Genomic DNA, 16,263 nt, shown 5'->3' with positions numbered 1-16,263 from the left:
TTATGAATGAAGTAGTATTTGAAGTAAAACATATGCATAAGACATTCGGTCCCACGGTTGCGCTGGGGGATGTGAGCATTACCCTGAAAAAGGGTGAGATTCGCGGGCTGATCGGTGAGAACGGCTCCGGAAAGTCCACCATAATGTCTATTGCCAGCGGAAAACAGAAGGCGGACAGCGGCGAGATGATTTACCGGGGAACACCGTGGAATCCGGAGACGATGATCGAGGCGCAGAAAGCCGGGATTTCCATGATTCTCCAGGAGGCGAATACGATCCCGGGAGTAACAGTGGCCCAGAATATTTTCGCCGGAAGAGAGTCTGAGTTTTCCCGCTTCGGGATTGTAAACATGAAAAAGATGTGCGAAGCAGCGGATGTTCTGCTGAAAAAATTCGGCATTGAACATATCCATGCCGGCGATCCGATTAATTTGTATAATTTTGAAGACCGGAAGCTGGTAGAAATCGTTCGCTGTGTGACAGATGAGACACAGATTCTCGTGGTGGATGAGACAACCACTGCACTGTCTCTGGAGGGGCGCCAGATTCTTTATAAACTGATCCACAGGATGGCAGAGAAGGAGAATAAAACCATTGTCTTTGTATCCCATGACATGGACGAAATCCTGGAACACTGCTCCGTGCTGACCGTTCTCAGGGACGGCAGTATTGTGGGTGAGTTAAGCAGGGAAGAAATGGATGCGCCTGATGCAGTACAGCGGATTCGGTATCTGATGGTAGGAAGAGAGATTGGTGACAAATATTACCGGGAAGATTACGATACATCTCATCAGGAGGAGGTTGCCCTGGAACTGAAGCATCTTACATTCGGCAGTATCCGGGACTTCAGCCTGACGGTACATAAGGGCGAGATTGTCGGATTCGGCGGTCTGTCAGGATGCGGAATGCATGAGATCGGCCGCGCAGCTTACGGTCTGGAGAAACTGGATGAAGGAGAAGTGATCTGTGGCGGACGGAAGATAAAGAATCCTCTGCAGGCGATTCAGAGCGGAATCGGCTATATTTCAAAAAATCGTGATCAGGAGGCGCTCATTCTTGAGGCGTCTATCGAGGAGAACATTGTACTTCCGTCGCTTCCGTCCCTGCAGAAGGGCCTGATGATATTTCCGAAGGACGAACATGCCCTGGCGGATCAGGAGATAAAAGCTTTGCGCATCAAGTGCCACAGCGGGAAACAGCTGGTGAATACGTTGTCGGGAGGAAACAAGCAGAAAGTATCCTTTGCAAAATGGTCCGCAAAAGGTTCGGATGTGATCATTATGGACTGTCCGACCCGAGGCGTGGACATTGGCGTTAAACAGTCCATGTATGCGCTGATCGAAGAGATGAAGCGCCAGGGGAAGGCAGTGCTGATGATTTCGGAGGAGTTGTCCGAGCTGATAGGAATGGCAGACCGGATCCTGATCATGAAGGATTTTGAAGTGAAGAAAGAATTCATGCGCTCCCCGGACCTGAAACAGACAGATATCATAGAGTACATGATTTAAGGGAGGATAAAAAGTATGGAAGAGACAAAGAAAAAATCTGTCCCATTGAAAGAGTGGTGGCGGAAAAACGGAGCTGCTGCCGCTTCCTACGGTGGACTGATATTCTGTATTATTCTGTTTTCCATTGTCACGCCGCTGCGGGGTGAAAGTATCTGGTCGCCCGCGAAGCTTGCCACTCTGATGTCGGATGTGATTGTTACAGCGCTAATGTCTGTTGGAGCAGTGTTTATCTATTCACTGGGAAATCTGGACATCAGTATCGGAAAACAGATCGGTCTGTATGCCACAATTATGGTATTCGTAGGAAACCTGACCGGAAGTCTGATCCCGGGAATTCTGATCTGTCTGGTCCTGTCCGTGGTGATTGCGGTGGTAAACGGCGCATCCGGACCGCTCCTGAACATTATCCCCATCATTCCTTCGGTAGTAGTGATGCAGGTGCTTTCCGGAATCATTACGGTTGTGTTCTCCACGTTGGGAACCAGAAGCATTACGCTGCGGACAATCGATTACAGCGTGTTTAAATCTCCGGTGCTCATGTTCGTAGTTCTGGCAATTGAAGTGGCGGTGACGGCATTTCTGTTTAACTATACCCGGGTGGGAAAATACGCCAGGATGCTGGGGGCGAACAAGGTGGCTGCGGGACAGAGCGGAGTCAGTCTGCTCAAGTTCCGTGTCCTGTGCTACATCATAGCGGGAATCTGTTTTGTCGTTGCAGCGGTTTTCCAGATGGGCTATACCGGTTCTGCGTCGGATTCCACGGGAACAGGATTTGAAATGAATATCATGGTTGCCCTGATCCTGGGTGGTATGCCGATTTCAGGAGGTATGAGATCAAGGGTCTCTGCGGCAGTGGTTGGCGCATTTACCTTTTCGATCCTGGATGTGGGACTGCCGATGATCGGACTGCCGACGAGAATGACATTTATTGTCAAAGCGGTAATTTTCCTGATTGTAGTGCTGATGACCAGCAGAAAAAAAGAAGGCACATTGCCGAAATAGAAGCAAGTTAAGATAAATGAAAAAAGTGGAGGAAAAAAACATGAAAAAATTCAGAAATGTTACAAAGAAAGCAACAGCAGCTGTATTTGCAGGAGTTCTGGCATTATCCGTACTGACAGGGTGCAGCACCGCAGATGGCGGATCATCAGGCGGCGGTTCGGGAGAGGATACGAATACCGTGGGAGGTAAAATTCTGCTTATGTCAAATGTGAGCAGCGGTCCGATGTATGATTACAACATTGCATTTATGGACAAATGGACGGAAGAACTTGGATATACTTATGAAGTTGTATATGGTGACAGTGCCAATGATCCGGCAGGGAACCTGAATGCGGTTAAAAATGCCATGACAAGCGATGTGGTCGGTCTGATCGTTATGCAGGATGGCGGCCTGGTAGACATCATGACAGAATATCCGGAATTGTATGTGGTTGGACTGGGGAATGATATGCTTTCCGTATATAGCGATGATGGAGCCAATGCGGCAGTGGCAGATAATGATCATTTCTTCGGTACGGTTGCAGGAGGCTATGCGAATGGAGAAGACACTGGAAAAATGCTGGCTCAGACTATTATTGACGCCGGGTATGAAAAAGTTGCTGTTTGTATGTCACCGGCATTTGCATATCCTCAGTATGCGGTAGCGGATCAGACAATTCGCGAAGAAATTGCAGCGTACAATGAGACCGCTGAGACTCCGATTGAGGTTGTGGACGATGAGGCTACTGTGCTGATGTTCAAACCGTTGGATGCTACATTCTTTAATGAGCCTGCCCACCAGGATCTGGATGCTATTATCGGTCTGTGTGCCGGACAGCAGTTCATCTATCCTCCGCTTTCCAGTGCGATTGCAAGTGGAACAGCAAACCCGGATACAAAACTGATTACCTTTGGTATGGAAGGCTCCAGCGATCTGGTAGCTGATGTGGGAACCGGGATTGTTCAGCAGCTCTATGTGCCTAACTATGAAGAAATTTTCTTCTGTATGGCTATGTTGGACAATGCAATTCAGGGAAAACAGTACAGCGACTATACTCAGTCGGAAGTGCTTGACGGAGTATATGTTCATATTTCAAGCGATGAGATTATGAGTAATATTGAGAACAACAGCCCGCTTCTGAATGGGGATATGTCAAAATCCATTATTACAGATGAAGTTGCCCAGAAGTATCTGACCAGATATAATCCGGATGCGACATATGCGGAATTCAGAGAATTCATGCTTTCAGATGCATTTTCTGAAAAAGCATATGAGTAAAAAGGAAAAATGCAGGTAAAGCAGAATTCGAAAGGAGGTCAGCGAAACCTGATGAAAAAGAAAATGGGAATTGGGAAAAGAATACTCGGCACGCTTATACTGCCGGTTCTGATGTTTCTTATTATGATGGCCGTATGCTGGGCTAATGGAAAGACCTATTACGGGACGGTTGATATGTGGAAGACTCTGATTGTCAATATCACGATTTCCACTACCTGTGCAATGGGTATCGGTCTGCAGTTTAACAACGGACGCTTCGACTTTTCTGGTGGAGCGGTTATGCTGCTGGCAGCCATCATCGGCGGAAACATCGCTAAAAATATGAACAGCAATGTGGTGCTGTTTGCTGTTCTGTGCATTGTGCTCTGCACCCTGCTCAGCGTGGGGGTTGCGGTACTCTATGCATACGGCCGCCTGCCGGTGGCGATCAGTACAATCACAATGGCTTTGATCTACGAAGCGGTCACGCCCCTCCTTTATAACGGGGCGGGCGTGAATCTGATCGCGGATATGGAGATCAAGAAACTTGCCCTGTTTCCGGGAGTACTGATTCCGTTTATCCTGGCGATTGTAATTTATGAGTTTTACAAGCGTTTTACCCTGACGGGCAAGCAGTCTGAACTGCTGAAAAATAATCAGGGAGCGGCAGTGGATATCGGTATTAATGAGAAAAAGAATGTGATTCTCTCTTATGTGTTCAGCGGGCTGCTTTTCGGATGCGCCACCATGGTATGGGCTTCCTCAACGATTAAGTCGGCATCATTTACCTCTCTGTCGACAGTAAGTGATCTGTTTACGAATATTCTGCCCGTATTTATAGGTCTGGCTCTCAGCAAGTACTGCGGCGAGGCAATCGGAACCGTTATGGGCGCTGTAACCCTGAACCTGATGTCCTACGGACTGCAGGCAGTACTGTCAGCAGAACTTGGAAGCGCGGTTTCCATGGTGATAACCGGTGTGTTTGTATTCGTGTTTAATATTATCACCACGCCTTACGGAAGTATTATTACAGCATGGTTTGAGGCAAGAAAACGAAAAGGAGAACTGAAAAAAGTATGACAGTAGATTTGAAGCAGAAACCGTTTAACCTGGATGATGAGGCGGTTGCCTGGGTGAAGGAGACAATCAGGGAGATGACTCCGGAGGAGAAAATCGGGCAGCTCTTTATCAATCTGGGACGGAGTACGGATGAGGGGTATATCCGTACTCTGACAGAAAAGTATCACATTGGAGGAGCGCGCTATACGGAGAGTGATCCTGAAAAAATCTTCCGGCAGAACCAGTGCTATCAGAAATTCAGCAAGATTCCGATGTTTGTGGCTGTGAATGGCGAAACCGGTGGAAACGGCATCTGCAAGGCGGGAACCTTTGTCGCCACAGAAGCAGAGTGTGAGGCGGCGGATGATGTGCAGGCCGCATTCGGCATGGGACTGGTAAGCGGGCGCGAGGCGGAGGCACTCGGGTGCAACTGGAATTTTGCTCCGATGGCTGACATTGTCTTTAACTGGCGCAATACAATTGTGAATACAAGATCCTTTGGGAAAGATCCGGATAAGGTGCTGGAAATGTGCCGCGCATATCTGAGAGGCAGCAGGCAGAGTAATGTGCTCTCCTGTGTCAAACATTTCCCCGGAGACGGCGTGGAAGAGCGGGACCAGCATCTGGTTCTGGGGATCAATGATCTTTCCTGTGAGGAATGGGATGCATCTTTTGGAAAGGTGTATCAGGGGCTGATCGATGATGGAGTGGAGTCCATCATGGCAGGCCATATCGCGCTGCCTGCTTACAGCAGGAAGTTCCATCCGGAGTATACGGATGCGGATATCCGCCCGGCGACTCTGGCACCGGAACTGATCCAGGGACTTTTGCGGGACAAGATGGGATTTAACGGAATTGTTGTTACAGATGCTTCCCATATGGGAGGAATGTTAAGCGCCGGCCCGCGTTCAATGCAGGTGCCCGGAGCAATTGCGGCAGGATGTGATATGTTCCTTTTCTTCCATGATCCGGAAGAGGATTTCCGATATATGATGGATGGATATAAAAACGGGATCATCACAGAAGAGCGTCTGAACGAGGCTCTGATGAGAATCCTTGGAATGAAGGCGAAGCTCGGGCTGCACAAAAAACGGATGATGGATACGCTGGATGAGAAGCATTTCCTCGGGTGCGCAGAACACCGGGAAATTGCAGAAAAGATTGCAGATCAGGCTGTGACACTTGTGAAAGATACGCAGAATCTTCTGCCGGTCTCCACAGCAGAAAAGAAGCGGGCAAGGCTGTATTTTCTGGAAAGCGCGCCGGTTTCCTATGTGGACGGAGGAGATCCGGCAAAGCAGATTGTCATTGAGGAACTGGAACGGGCGGGGTTTGAAGTGGACGTCAACGAGTCCTATTATGAACTGGAGATGAAAGAAATGTCTCCTTTCAACAGATATAAAGTGATGGATATGCCCGGTGCAGAAGAATTTAAAAAGAAATATGACATTGTGTTTGTGTTTGTCAACATGAAGGGGTATGCGCAGGAAAATAACGTGAGAGTGAAATATTCCGCGGCACATTCCAATGAACTGCCCTGGTGGATCCATGAAGTGCCTACAGTATGTGTATCGCTGAACTATACGAACCATCTGTATGATCTGCCGATGATGAAGACCTTTATCAACGCTTATGCACCTACCCGGGCATGTATCCGGGCGGCAGTGGAGAAGATCATCGGAGAAAGTGAATTTAAGGGAAAATATAACGATAATGTCTGGTGCGGAGGCTGGGATACCCGGCTGTAGGGAGAAAAACCTGACGGACCGGAAAAGCAGAGGCTGCCGTACTTCATGTGTGCGGCAGCCTTTTTGCGGCTGATGAATCTGCAAAGACAGTGAATGGAGAGAGATAAAATGGAAAAAACGAGAGAAAATGTTTCCTGTAATGAAAAAAAACAGGCTATGAATCCGTATTTGCCGCTGGACGAGTATGTGCCGGACGGTGAGCCCCGCATTTTCGGAGACAGACTCTGGATCTACGGCAGCCATGACGAGGCCGGTGGAGAAGGGTACTGTGTCAACGACTATGTGGTGTGGAGCGCTCCGCTTTCCGATCTGGGGAACTGGAGATATGAGGGTATTTCCTATGCTTATGAGCAGACAGGTGAGACTCTGGAAGAAGCGGGAAACCTTGCTGCACCGGATTGTGTGCAGGGAAGAGACGGGCGCTTTTACCTTTACTACAACCGGGGCGCGAAGAATGCCTGTGAAGTGGCGGTCAGCGACAGACCACAGGGCCCCTTTGAATATCTGGGCAATGTGGCTTTCCCGGATGGGATGGAACCGGCGGAAAAATTGTTTGATCCGGGAGTTCTGATCGATGATGACGGAAGAATTTATCTGTATACCGGATTTGTACCTACACCGGGGTCGCCGTGGATTAATGTGGCGGGAAAATACAGTCTTGCATTTGAGTTGGAACCGGATATGCGCACAATACGGAAAGGACCTGTAGAACTCCTGCCGGGGTGTCTGGCAGCGAAGGGAACGGAGTTTGAAAACCATGGATTTTATGAGGCTTCATCCCCGAGGAAGATCAATGGGAAATACTACATGATTTATTCTTCGGAACAAAGCCATGATCTATGCTATGCCATATCGGATCAACCGATGGAAGGATTTCGCTATGGCGGGGTACTTGTGTCCAATGCAGATATCGGATATCATGGGAATATGGAGCTAAAGACACCTTATGGAAATACGCATGGCGGCCTTGTGAAGATCGGCAGCCAGTGGTACATCTTCTACCACAGGCAGACGCACGGGATTGAATGCTGCCGTCAGGGGTGTGCCGAGCCGATTACGCTGAATCCGGACGGCAGTTTCAACCAGGCGGAGATGACAAGCTGTGGACTGAACGGAGGTCCGCTGAGGGGAATGGGAACGTATAGTGCCGCCTATGCCTGCAATCTGACTTTCGACGGAGTCGGACGTCTGTCCGTACGCAGATGCGTGCGGGATCAGCAGCCGCACATTTTTGAAGAGAAAACAGCGGATGGCAGCAGGATCCATTATATAGCGAATATGCAGAAGGGAACCAGAGCAGGGTTCAAGTATTTCCGGTTGGGAGAGGCGAAGAAGATCCGCATTACGGTACAGGCAGAGAAAGCAGGCCTGATGGGGGTATATCTGGATGAGGAATGTACGAAAAAGGCTGCAGGGATTTCCTTTGACGGATCAGAACACGGAGAGTGGATAAAAGCAGAGGGAGTATTTTCTGCGCCGGAAGGAGTCTTCCCATTGTTTTTCCGTCTGGAAAGCGATGGGGTGATCTGTTGGAGAGAGTTTACTTTGGAGTAAGAGAAAAGGAATCAGGAGACAGAGGAGAGGAGAAGATGATGAAAAAACCACATATTATTATTCTGAATCCGGATGAAATGCGCTGGGATTCGATGGGGCATTCGGGAAATCCTGCAGCACAGACTCCGTATCTGGATTATCTGGCGCGGGAGGAGGCGGTATCCTTTGGACGGGCATATTGCCAGAATCCAGTCTGCGTACCGAGCCGATGCAGCTTTTTTACCGGGCTTTATCCGCACACGCGGGGGCACCGTACGATGCAGTATCTGCTGCATGAGGATGAACCGACGCTGTTTAGCGAGTTGAAAGATGCGGGGTACTATGTCTGGATGAATGCAAGGAATGACCTGCTTGCAGGACAGATACCCGGCCTGGAAAAGCGGCATGCCGATGAGATTTTTTACTATGACAGGACGGAATCGCAGAACGGGGGAAATCAGAGGAAAAAGAGAGAAAAGGAAGAAAATCCATATCCGTATTCTCATTTTGAAGGGCTGACGGAGGAGAAGGAGGATAAGGACTGGAGAGATACAAAAGCGGCGTGCAATTTTATCAGAAAATGTTCGGAAGCGGAAAAACCGATCTGTCTCTTCCTAGGGTGGCTGAATCCCCATCCGCCATATCAGGTGGAGGAACCCTACTTCAGTGCAATCGACAGGAATATGATTCCGCCGAGAATAAAGTATGAGGAGACAGAAGGAAAATCACGGATGATACACCGGTTGCATGAACTGGCAGGAATGGATAAATATTCGGAAGAACAGTGGCGAGAAATGCGCGCAGTGTATCTGGCGCAGTGCAGCAAAGTGGACGCTATGATCCGAATGGTCTGCGAAACCTTAAAAGAGGTGGGAATGTATGATGACAGTGCGATATTCATACTTTCCGATCATGGTGATTTCTGCGGGGATTACGGTTTGCCGGAAAAAGCCCAGAATACTTTTGAAGACTGCCTGACCCGGGTGCCGCTTCTTATAAAGCCGCATAAGGAAGTGCCGGTAGATGCGGGAATTTCCATGGGGCTGGCAGAACTGGTGGATTTTTATGCAACAGTGATGGATCTGTCGGGGGTGGAACCGGCACACGACCATTTTGGCAGGAGCCTTCGTCCCATCCTTCTCGACCGCAGCGCATCTGTAAGGGACTATGTGTGCTGCGAAGGAGGCCGGCTGCCCGGTGAAAATCAGTGCGATGAGTGGCATGCGTCTAATAAAGGGAAAGGTCCCTCAAAAGAAGACCCGTACTGGCCGAAAAAGACGGCTCAACTGGATGCACAGGCACATGAGAAAGGAACGATGATTTTTGATGGAAAATACAAATATGTACACCGCATGTCCGGGAACGATGAGCTGTATGATCTTGAGCTGGATCCGGGGGAGAAGACGAACCTGTTTGGCAGGAAAACGTTTTCCTGCCATGTGATGCGTCTGCGGGAATGGATGCTGGACTGGTATCAGAGAACCTGCGATACGGTGCCGAGGGCATATGACAGCCGGGTGACGGAGGAGGGAATCTGGACAGTTGTCAGAAATATGTGTCCGCCGGATATGGAGGAGACGGTACGGGCGTACATTCGGAAAGAAAGCCCGGGAATTGTAGATGCGGTTATGTATACACTTGGCCTGACGCGGAAAAACCAGTGAAAATGCCGTGGGGCTGTTGACAATCCGGTCCTTTTCGTCTAAAATCACTTGTGCAGATGAGCAATGAACGGAATTAGTATATGAAGAGAATGCTTCAGAGAGAAGGCGGATGGTGCGAGCCTTTGCAGGAACTCATAGAACCGGTCCGGGAGCTCCCGCGTGAAAAGTGCGGCGTAATTCCTGCGTTAGAGGAAAAAGAGTGAACACAGTGCGTAACGCATGGTGTTAATTAGGGTGGTACCGCCGGGAATTCCGGTCCCTTGTTTTCGGGGACGGAATGTCCCGGTGTTTTTATTTTCAAAAAGAAAAAGGAGAAGAGAAAATGGCAAAGGAAAAGAAACTGGTACAGTCGATCACTTCCAGAGACGAAGACTTTGCGCAGTGGTACACGGACGTGGTCCGCGAGGCAAAACTGTGCGACTATTCAGGTGTAAAGGGATGCCTGAACTATCTGCCGAACGGCTATGCGATCTGGGAGAATATCCAGGCGGATCTGGATAAGCGTTTCAAGGAGACAGGTGTGGAGAATGTATATCTTCCGGTACTGATCCCGGAGAGCCTGCTCCAGAAGGAGAAGGACCATATCGAGGGCTTTGCCCCGGAAGTTGCCTGGGTGACACACGGCGGTATGGAGCAGTTACAGGAGAGATTCTGCATCCGTCCTACATCCGAGACGCTGTTCTGTGATGTGTGGAGCAAGACCGTGCAGTCTTACAGGGATCTCCCGAAGGTGTGGAACCAGTGGTGCTCTGTGCTCCGGTGGGAGAAGACGACAAGACCATTCCTGCGCTCCAGAGAATTTCTCTGGCAGGAGGGACATACGATTCACGCCACATATGAGGAAGCGGAAGAGCGGACAAAGATGATGTGGAACGTATATAAAGATTTTGTTGAGCAGGATCTGGCGATCCCGGTTGTGGCGGGAAGAAAGACAGAGAGCGAGAAGTTTGCAGGCGCCCAGGACACGTACACGATCGAAGCGCTGATGCATGACGGGCAGGCGCTGCAGTCTGCGACGAGCCATTTCTTCGGCAATGCGTTCCCGGATGCGTTCAATATCAAGTATGCGGACAAGAACAACGAGCTTCACAGCGTTTACGAGACATCTTGGGGACTCTCCACGAGAATCATCGGAGCCATCATCATGGTTCACGGCGATGACAGCGGTCTTGTGCTTCCGCCGAGAATCGCTCCGGTTCAGGTGAGAGTGATCCCGGTTGCACAGCACAAAGAAGGAGTGCTTGACAAGGCAAATGAACTGCTCGATGCACTGAAGGCAGCAGGATACCGTGCGAAGATCGATGACTCCGAGAAGAGTCCGGGATGGAAGTTCTCCGAGCAGGAGATGCTTGGAATTCCGGCGCGTATCGAGATCGGGCCGAAGGATATCGAGAACGGTCAGGTCGTGGTTGTGCGCCGTGACACGCGAGAGAAGATCGTCGTTCCGATGGATGAGATCACCACAAAGCTGGGTGAGATCCTCGAGACCATCCAGAAAGATCTGTATGCAAAGGCAAAGGCATTCCTGGATGACCATATCAGCACGGCAGTAACCATGGATGAGATGAAGGCTGCTGTTCAGAATAAAAAAGGTTTCGTCAAGGCAATGTGGTGCGGAGAAGAGGCATGTGAGGATGAGATCAAGGCACAGACCGGCGGTGTGACTTCAAGATGTATTCCGGTGGAGGAAGAACACCTCTCCGACGTGTGCGTCTGCTGCGGAAAGCCGGCGAAGCATATGGTTTACTGGGGAAGAGCATACTAATTTTTTATTCAAATCGCTATAAAATCCCTTGACATCCGCGGATAAACGTAATAAACTAATTGAGCGTGCATAAAAACACTTTATTTTTTTGTGCGCAAAAATGGATAATGAAACAGTGTTATCCGCAGCCCCCTGCGGCATAAGCGGCAGGGTAACGAATAATTCATAGGAGGTGAAAAGAATGCCAACATTTAACCAGTTAGTTAGAAAAGGTCGTCAGACTTCTGAGAAGAAATCTACTGCACCGGCTCTTCAGAAAGGATACAACTCCCTGAAAAAGCGTGCAACAGATGTATCTTCTCCGCAGAAGAGAGGTGTCTGCACAGCTGTTAAGACAGCTACACCGAAGAAGCCTAACTCAGCTCTGAGAAAGATCGCCAGAGTTCGTCTTTCCAACGGAATCGAAGTGACAAGCTATATCCCGGGCGAAGGACACAACCTGCAGGAGCATAGCGTTGTTATGATCCGTGGAGGAAGAGTTAAGGACCTGCCTGGTACAAGATACCACATCATCCGTGGTACACTTGATACAGCAGGTGTTGCAAAGAGACGTCAGGCGCGTTCCAAATACGGCGCTAAGAGACCGAAAGACGCAAAAAAATAAGTAACTGATAGTTAAATCGTATCACAAACAGAACTATGATTATCGTAGTCTTATCGGACAGAAAAGCAGAAGTCCGGTAAGCAAAGGTTGCGGATTTATTTTATAGAGGTCTCGCGGCCACGAGCACATGAAATGCGATTTCCATAGAGAGACACATGTGAGTACCGATGAATTAATCCCGGGAAGACCGGAAAATATGATTAAGGAGGGAAGGACCGTGCCACGTAAAGGACATACTCAGAAAAGAGATGTATTAGCGGATCCGATATACAACAATAAAGTTGTTACCAAACTTATCAACAACATCATGCTTGATGGTAAGAAAGGTGTAGCACAGAAGATTGTATACGGCGCATTTGCAAGAGTAGAAGCGAAGGCTGAGAAGCCGGCGATTGAAGTGTTTGAGGAAGCTATGAACAACATGATGCCGGTGCTGGAAGTTAAGGCAAGACGTATCGGTGGTGCAACATACCAGGTGCCGATCGAGGTCAGAGCTGACAGAAGACAGGCGCTCGCTCTTCGCTGGCTGACAACGTATTCCCGTCAGAGAGGCGAGAAGACGATGGAGGAAAGGCTGGCAAACGAGATTCTTGACGCAGCGAACAATACAGGCGGAGCTGTGAAGAGAAAAGAGGATATGCACAAGATGGCAGAGGCAAACAAGGCATTTGCCCACTATCGTTTCTAATTAGGAGGAATAACCTTGGCTGGAAGAGAATATCCATTAGAGAGAACCAGAAACATCGGTATTATGGCGCATATTGATGCAGGTAAGACGACGCTGACAGAGCGTATTCTCTACTATACCGGTGTTAACTACAAGATTGGTGATACTCACGAGGGTACTGCTACCATGGACTGGATGGAGCAGGAGCAGGAGAGAGGTATCACAATTACTTCAGCCGCTACGACGTGCCACTGGACTCTGGAAGAGAAGACGAAAACGAAGCCGGGGGCTCTGGAGCATCGTATCAACATCATCGATACTCCGGGACACGTTGACTTTACCGTAGAGGTTGAGCGTTCACTCCGTGTGCTGGACGGAGCCGTAGGTGTTTTCTGTGCAAAGGGCGGTGTTGAGCCTCAGTCAGAGAACGTATGGCGCCAGGCAGACACATACAATGTACCGAGAATGGCCTTCATCAACAAGATGGACATCCTCGGAGCGGATTTCTACAATGCAGTAGACCAGATCCGTACAAGACTTGGTAAAAATGCTATCTGTCTTCAGCTTCCGATCGGAAAGGAAGACGAGTTCAAGGGAATCATCGACCTGTTTGAAATGCAGGCTTACATCTATAATGATGAGAAGGGTGATGATATCTCTGTTACGGATATTCCGGAAGAGATGCAGGATGAGGCTGAGCTTTATCACACAGAGCTTGTAGAGAAGATCTGCGAGCTTGACGACGATCTGATGATGGAATATCTGGAGGGCGAAGAGCCGTCCGTTGATGCGATGAAAGCAGTTTTAAGGAAGGCTACATGTGAGTGTACAGCTGTTCCGGTATGCTGCGGTTCCGCATACAGAAACAAAGGTGTTCAGAAACTTCTGGATGCAATTATTGAGTATATGCCTGCCCCGACAGACATCCCGGCTATCAAGGGTGTTGACGAGGACGGCAACGAGGTAGTGAGACATTCTTCTGATGAAGAGCCGTTCTCCGCTCTCGTGTTCAAGATCATGACAGACCCGTTCGTAGGTAAGCTTGCTTACTTCAGGGTTTATTCAGGAACAATGAACTCCGGTTCCTATGTCCTGAATGCAACAAAGAATAAGAAAGAGCGTGTCGGACGTATCCTGCAGATGCATGCAAACCACCGTGCAGAGCTGGATAAGGTATATTCCGGAGATATCGCTGCAGCGATCGGATTCAAGTTCTCCACAACAGGAGATACGATCTGTGACGAACAGCATCCGGTTATCCTTGAGTCCATGGAATTCCCGGAGCCGGTTATCGAGCTTGCTATCGAGCCGAAGACAAAGGCTTCCCAGGGCAAACTGGGTGAGTCCCTTGCAAAACTTGCAGAGGAAGACCCGACATTCCGCGCGCATACAGATCCGGAGACAGGACAGACAATTATCGCAGGTATGGGCGAGCTCCATCTTGAGATCATCGTTGACAGACTTCTCCGTGAATTCAAGGTTGAGGCCAACGTCGGAGCTCCGCAGGTTGCCTACAAAGAGACAATCACGAAGCCGGTTGACGTTGACAGCAAGTATGCAAAACAGTCCGGTGGACGTGGACAGTACGGACACTGTAAAGTTAAATTTGAGCCAATGGATGCAAACGGCGAAGAGACATACAAGTTCGAGTCTACTGTTGTCGGCGGTGCGATTCCGAAGGAGTACATCCCGGCTGTAGGCGAGGGTATCGAGGATGCGATGAAGTCCGGTATTCTGGGCGGATTCCCGGTAGTTGGTATCTATGCAAACGTGTATGACGGATCTTACCATGAGGTCGATTCTTCCGAGATGGCATTCCATATCGCAGGTTCTCTGGCATTCAAGGATGCTATGAAACAGGGCGCTCCGGTACTTCTTGAGCCTATCATGAAGGTTGAGGTTACAATGCCGGAAGAGTATATGGGCGATATCATCGGTGACCTGAACTCCCGTCGTGGACGGATCGAGGGAATGGATGACCTTGGCGGTGGAAAGATCGTCCGCGCATTCGTTCCGCTGTCCGAGATGTTCGGATATTCCACAGACCTCCGTTCCAGAACACAGGGTCGTGGTAACTACTCCATGTTCTTTGAGAAATACGAGCAGGTTCCGAAGTCTGTACAGGAAAAGGTATTATCCAATAAAAATGCCTAAATGTTAGAAAAAGGCTTGAAAAACGGCTAAGTTTGAAATATAATCAAACTTAGCCGGGTAAAATCGAATTTCATTTAGAAATGCCTGATAACAGGTGAAATTTTAAGGAGGACATTCAAAATGGCAAAAGCTAAATTTGAAAGAACAAAACCGCATTGTAACATTGGTACAATCGGCCACGTAGACCATGGTAAAACAACTCTGACAGCAGCTATCACAAAGGTGCTTTCCCACAGAGTAGCAGGTAACGCAGAGGTTGCTTTCGATAACATCGATAAGGCTCCGGAAGAGAGAGAGCGTGGAATCACGATTTCTACAGCACACGTTGAGTACGAGACAGAGAAACGTCACTACGCACACGTTGACTGCCCGGGACATGCTGACTATGTAAAGAACATGATCACAGGAGCTGCTCAGATGGACGGCGCTATCCTGGTTGTTGCTGCTACTGACGGTGTTATGGCTCAGACAAAGGAGCATATCCTTCTGTCCCGCCAGGTTAACGTTCCGTATATCGTAGTATTCATGAACAAATGCGATATGGTAGACGACGAAGAGCTGCTTGAGCTCGTAGAGATGGAGATCCGTGAAGTACTTAACGAGTACGACTTCCCGGGAGATGACACTCCGATTATCCAGGGTTCCGCTCTGAAAGCTCTTGAGGATCCGGACGGAGAATGGGGCGACAAGATCATGGAGCTTATGGACGCTGTTGACGAGTGGATTCCGACTCCGGAGCGTGACACAGATAAGCCGTTCCTGATGCCTGTAGAGGACGTATTCTCTATCACAGGACGTGGTACAGTTGCTACTGGTAGAGTAGAGCGTGGTACACTTCACGTATCTGATGAAGTTGAGATCATCGGTATCCATGAGGATGTTAAGAAGACTGTTGTAACAGGTATCGAGATGTTCCGTAAGCTGCTCGACGAGGCTCGCGCAGGAGATAACATCGGTGCTCTGCTTCGTGGTGTTCAGAGAACAGAGATCGAAAGAGGACAGGTTCTTATCAAACCGGGCACAGTAAAATGCCATACAAAGTTTACATGCCAGGTTTACGTTCTGACAAAAGATGAAGGTGGACGTCATACTCCGTTCTTCAACAACTACAGACCGCAGTTCTACTTCAGAACAACAGACGTTACAGGTGTTTGCGAACTGCCGGAAGGCGTTGAGATGTGCATGCCTGGAGATAACGTAGAGATGACAGTTGAACTGATTCATCCGGTAGCTATGGAGGAAGGTCTGAGATTCGCTATCCGTGAGGGTGGACGTACAGTTGGATCTGGTACAGTAGCTAAGATCATCGAGTAATCATAATC

The 16,263-nt window shown here is 49.1% G+C and carries 12 protein-coding genes and 1 other annotated feature; all 12 genes read left to right on the top strand.

What is annotated here, in order from left to right:
* Positions 1 to 2 precede the first annotated feature (2 nt).
* The 12 genes from B5F07_RS11230 to tuf all read left to right on the top strand — a co-directional run bounded on the left by B5F07_RS11230 (position 3) and on the right by tuf (position 16,255).
* Positions 3 to 1,508 (top strand): sugar ABC transporter ATP-binding protein, encoded by a 1,506-nt coding sequence (locus B5F07_RS11230; protein WP_087161375.1) that lies wholly within the window; start codon positions 3 to 5, stop codon positions 1,506 to 1,508.
* A gap of 15 nt (positions 1,509 to 1,523) precedes the next feature.
* Positions 1,524 to 2,510, top strand: a complete 987-nt coding sequence (locus B5F07_RS11225; protein ID WP_087161374.1) for an ABC transporter permease — start codon at positions 1,524 to 1,526, stop codon at positions 2,508 to 2,510.
* A 40-nt stretch (positions 2,511 to 2,550) separates the two neighbouring features.
* A complete protein-coding gene (locus tag B5F07_RS11220; RefSeq protein ID WP_140398006.1) occupies positions 2,551 to 3,768 on the top strand; it encodes a hypothetical protein in 1,218 nt (405 codons plus the stop codon).
* Positions 3,769 to 3,819: 51 nt separating this feature from the next.
* Positions 3,820 to 4,827: an ABC transporter permease subunit gene (locus B5F07_RS11215; RefSeq protein ID WP_162613116.1), complete on the top strand. Its 1,008-nt coding sequence runs from the start codon at positions 3,820 to 3,822 to the stop codon at positions 4,825 to 4,827.
* A complete protein-coding gene (locus B5F07_RS11210; RefSeq protein WP_087161371.1) occupies positions 4,824 to 6,554 on the top strand; it encodes a glycoside hydrolase family 3 protein in 1,731 nt (576 codons plus the stop codon). Before B5F07_RS11215 ends, B5F07_RS11210 begins: the two co-directional genes overlap by 4 nt.
* A gap of 108 nt (positions 6,555 to 6,662) precedes the next feature.
* Positions 6,663 to 8,108, top strand: a complete 1,446-nt coding sequence (locus B5F07_RS11205; protein ID WP_162613115.1) for a family 43 glycosylhydrolase — start codon at positions 6,663 to 6,665, stop codon at positions 8,106 to 8,108.
* A 35-nt stretch (positions 8,109 to 8,143) separates the two neighbouring features.
* Positions 8,144 to 9,751, top strand: a complete 1,608-nt coding sequence (locus tag B5F07_RS11200) for a sulfatase-like hydrolase/transferase (RefSeq protein ID WP_087161369.1) — start codon at positions 8,144 to 8,146, stop codon at positions 9,749 to 9,751.
* 54 nt (positions 9,752 to 9,805) lie between these two features.
* Positions 9,806 to 10,015: a binding site (T-box leader), on the top strand.
* Between the two features lie 58 nt (positions 10,016 to 10,073).
* Positions 10,074 to 11,516: a proline--tRNA ligase gene (gene proS, locus B5F07_RS11195; protein WP_087161368.1), complete on the top strand. Its 1,443-nt coding sequence runs from the start codon at positions 10,074 to 10,076 to the stop codon at positions 11,514 to 11,516.
* A 181-nt stretch (positions 11,517 to 11,697) separates the two neighbouring features.
* Positions 11,698 to 12,120: a 30S ribosomal protein S12 gene (gene rpsL / locus B5F07_RS11190; protein WP_087161367.1), complete on the top strand. Its 423-nt coding sequence runs from the start codon at positions 11,698 to 11,700 to the stop codon at positions 12,118 to 12,120.
* A gap of 217 nt (positions 12,121 to 12,337) precedes the next feature.
* Positions 12,338 to 12,808, top strand: coding sequence for a 30S ribosomal protein S7 (gene rpsG / locus B5F07_RS11185; RefSeq protein ID WP_207652378.1), 471 nt, complete (start codon positions 12,338 to 12,340; stop codon positions 12,806 to 12,808).
* Between the two features lie 15 nt (positions 12,809 to 12,823).
* Positions 12,824 to 14,941 (top strand): elongation factor G, encoded by a 2,118-nt coding sequence (gene fusA, locus B5F07_RS11180; protein WP_087161366.1) that lies wholly within the window; start codon positions 12,824 to 12,826, stop codon positions 14,939 to 14,941.
* A gap of 120 nt (positions 14,942 to 15,061) precedes the next feature.
* A complete protein-coding gene (tuf, locus tag B5F07_RS11175; protein ID WP_087161365.1) occupies positions 15,062 to 16,255 on the top strand; it encodes an elongation factor Tu in 1,194 nt (397 codons plus the stop codon).
* The last annotated feature ends 8 nt before the right edge of the window (positions 16,256 to 16,263 follow it).

It is taken from the genome of Lachnoclostridium sp. An169 (genome assembly GCF_002160525.1).
Lineage (GTDB): Bacteria > Bacillota > Clostridia > Lachnospirales > Lachnospiraceae > Mediterraneibacter > Mediterraneibacter cottocaccae.
This window is presented reverse-complemented; position numbering and strand designations above follow the sequence as displayed.

Coding starts and splice junctions, on each gene's coding strand:
- B5F07_RS11230 (WP_087161375.1), top strand. CDS start 3: ATGAATGAAGTAGTATTTGAAGTAAAACATATGCATAAGACATTCGGT.
- B5F07_RS11225 (WP_087161374.1), top strand. CDS start 1,524: ATGGAAGAGACAAAGAAAAAATCTGTCCCATTGAAAGAGTGGTGGCGG.
- B5F07_RS11220 (WP_140398006.1), top strand. CDS start 2,551: ATGAAAAAATTCAGAAATGTTACAAAGAAAGCAACAGCAGCTGTATTT.
- B5F07_RS11215 (WP_162613116.1), top strand. CDS start 3,820: ATGAAAAAGAAAATGGGAATTGGGAAAAGAATACTCGGCACGCTTATA.
- B5F07_RS11210 (WP_087161371.1), top strand. CDS start 4,824: ATGACAGTAGATTTGAAGCAGAAACCGTTTAACCTGGATGATGAGGCG.
- B5F07_RS11205 (WP_162613115.1), top strand. CDS start 6,663: ATGGAAAAAACGAGAGAAAATGTTTCCTGTAATGAAAAAAAACAGGCT.
- B5F07_RS11200 (WP_087161369.1), top strand. CDS start 8,144: ATGATGAAAAAACCACATATTATTATTCTGAATCCGGATGAAATGCGC.
- proS (WP_087161368.1), top strand. CDS start 10,074: ATGGCAAAGGAAAAGAAACTGGTACAGTCGATCACTTCCAGAGACGAA.
- rpsL (WP_087161367.1), top strand. CDS start 11,698: ATGCCAACATTTAACCAGTTAGTTAGAAAAGGTCGTCAGACTTCTGAG.
- tuf (WP_087161365.1), top strand. CDS start 15,062: ATGGCAAAAGCTAAATTTGAAAGAACAAAACCGCATTGTAACATTGGT.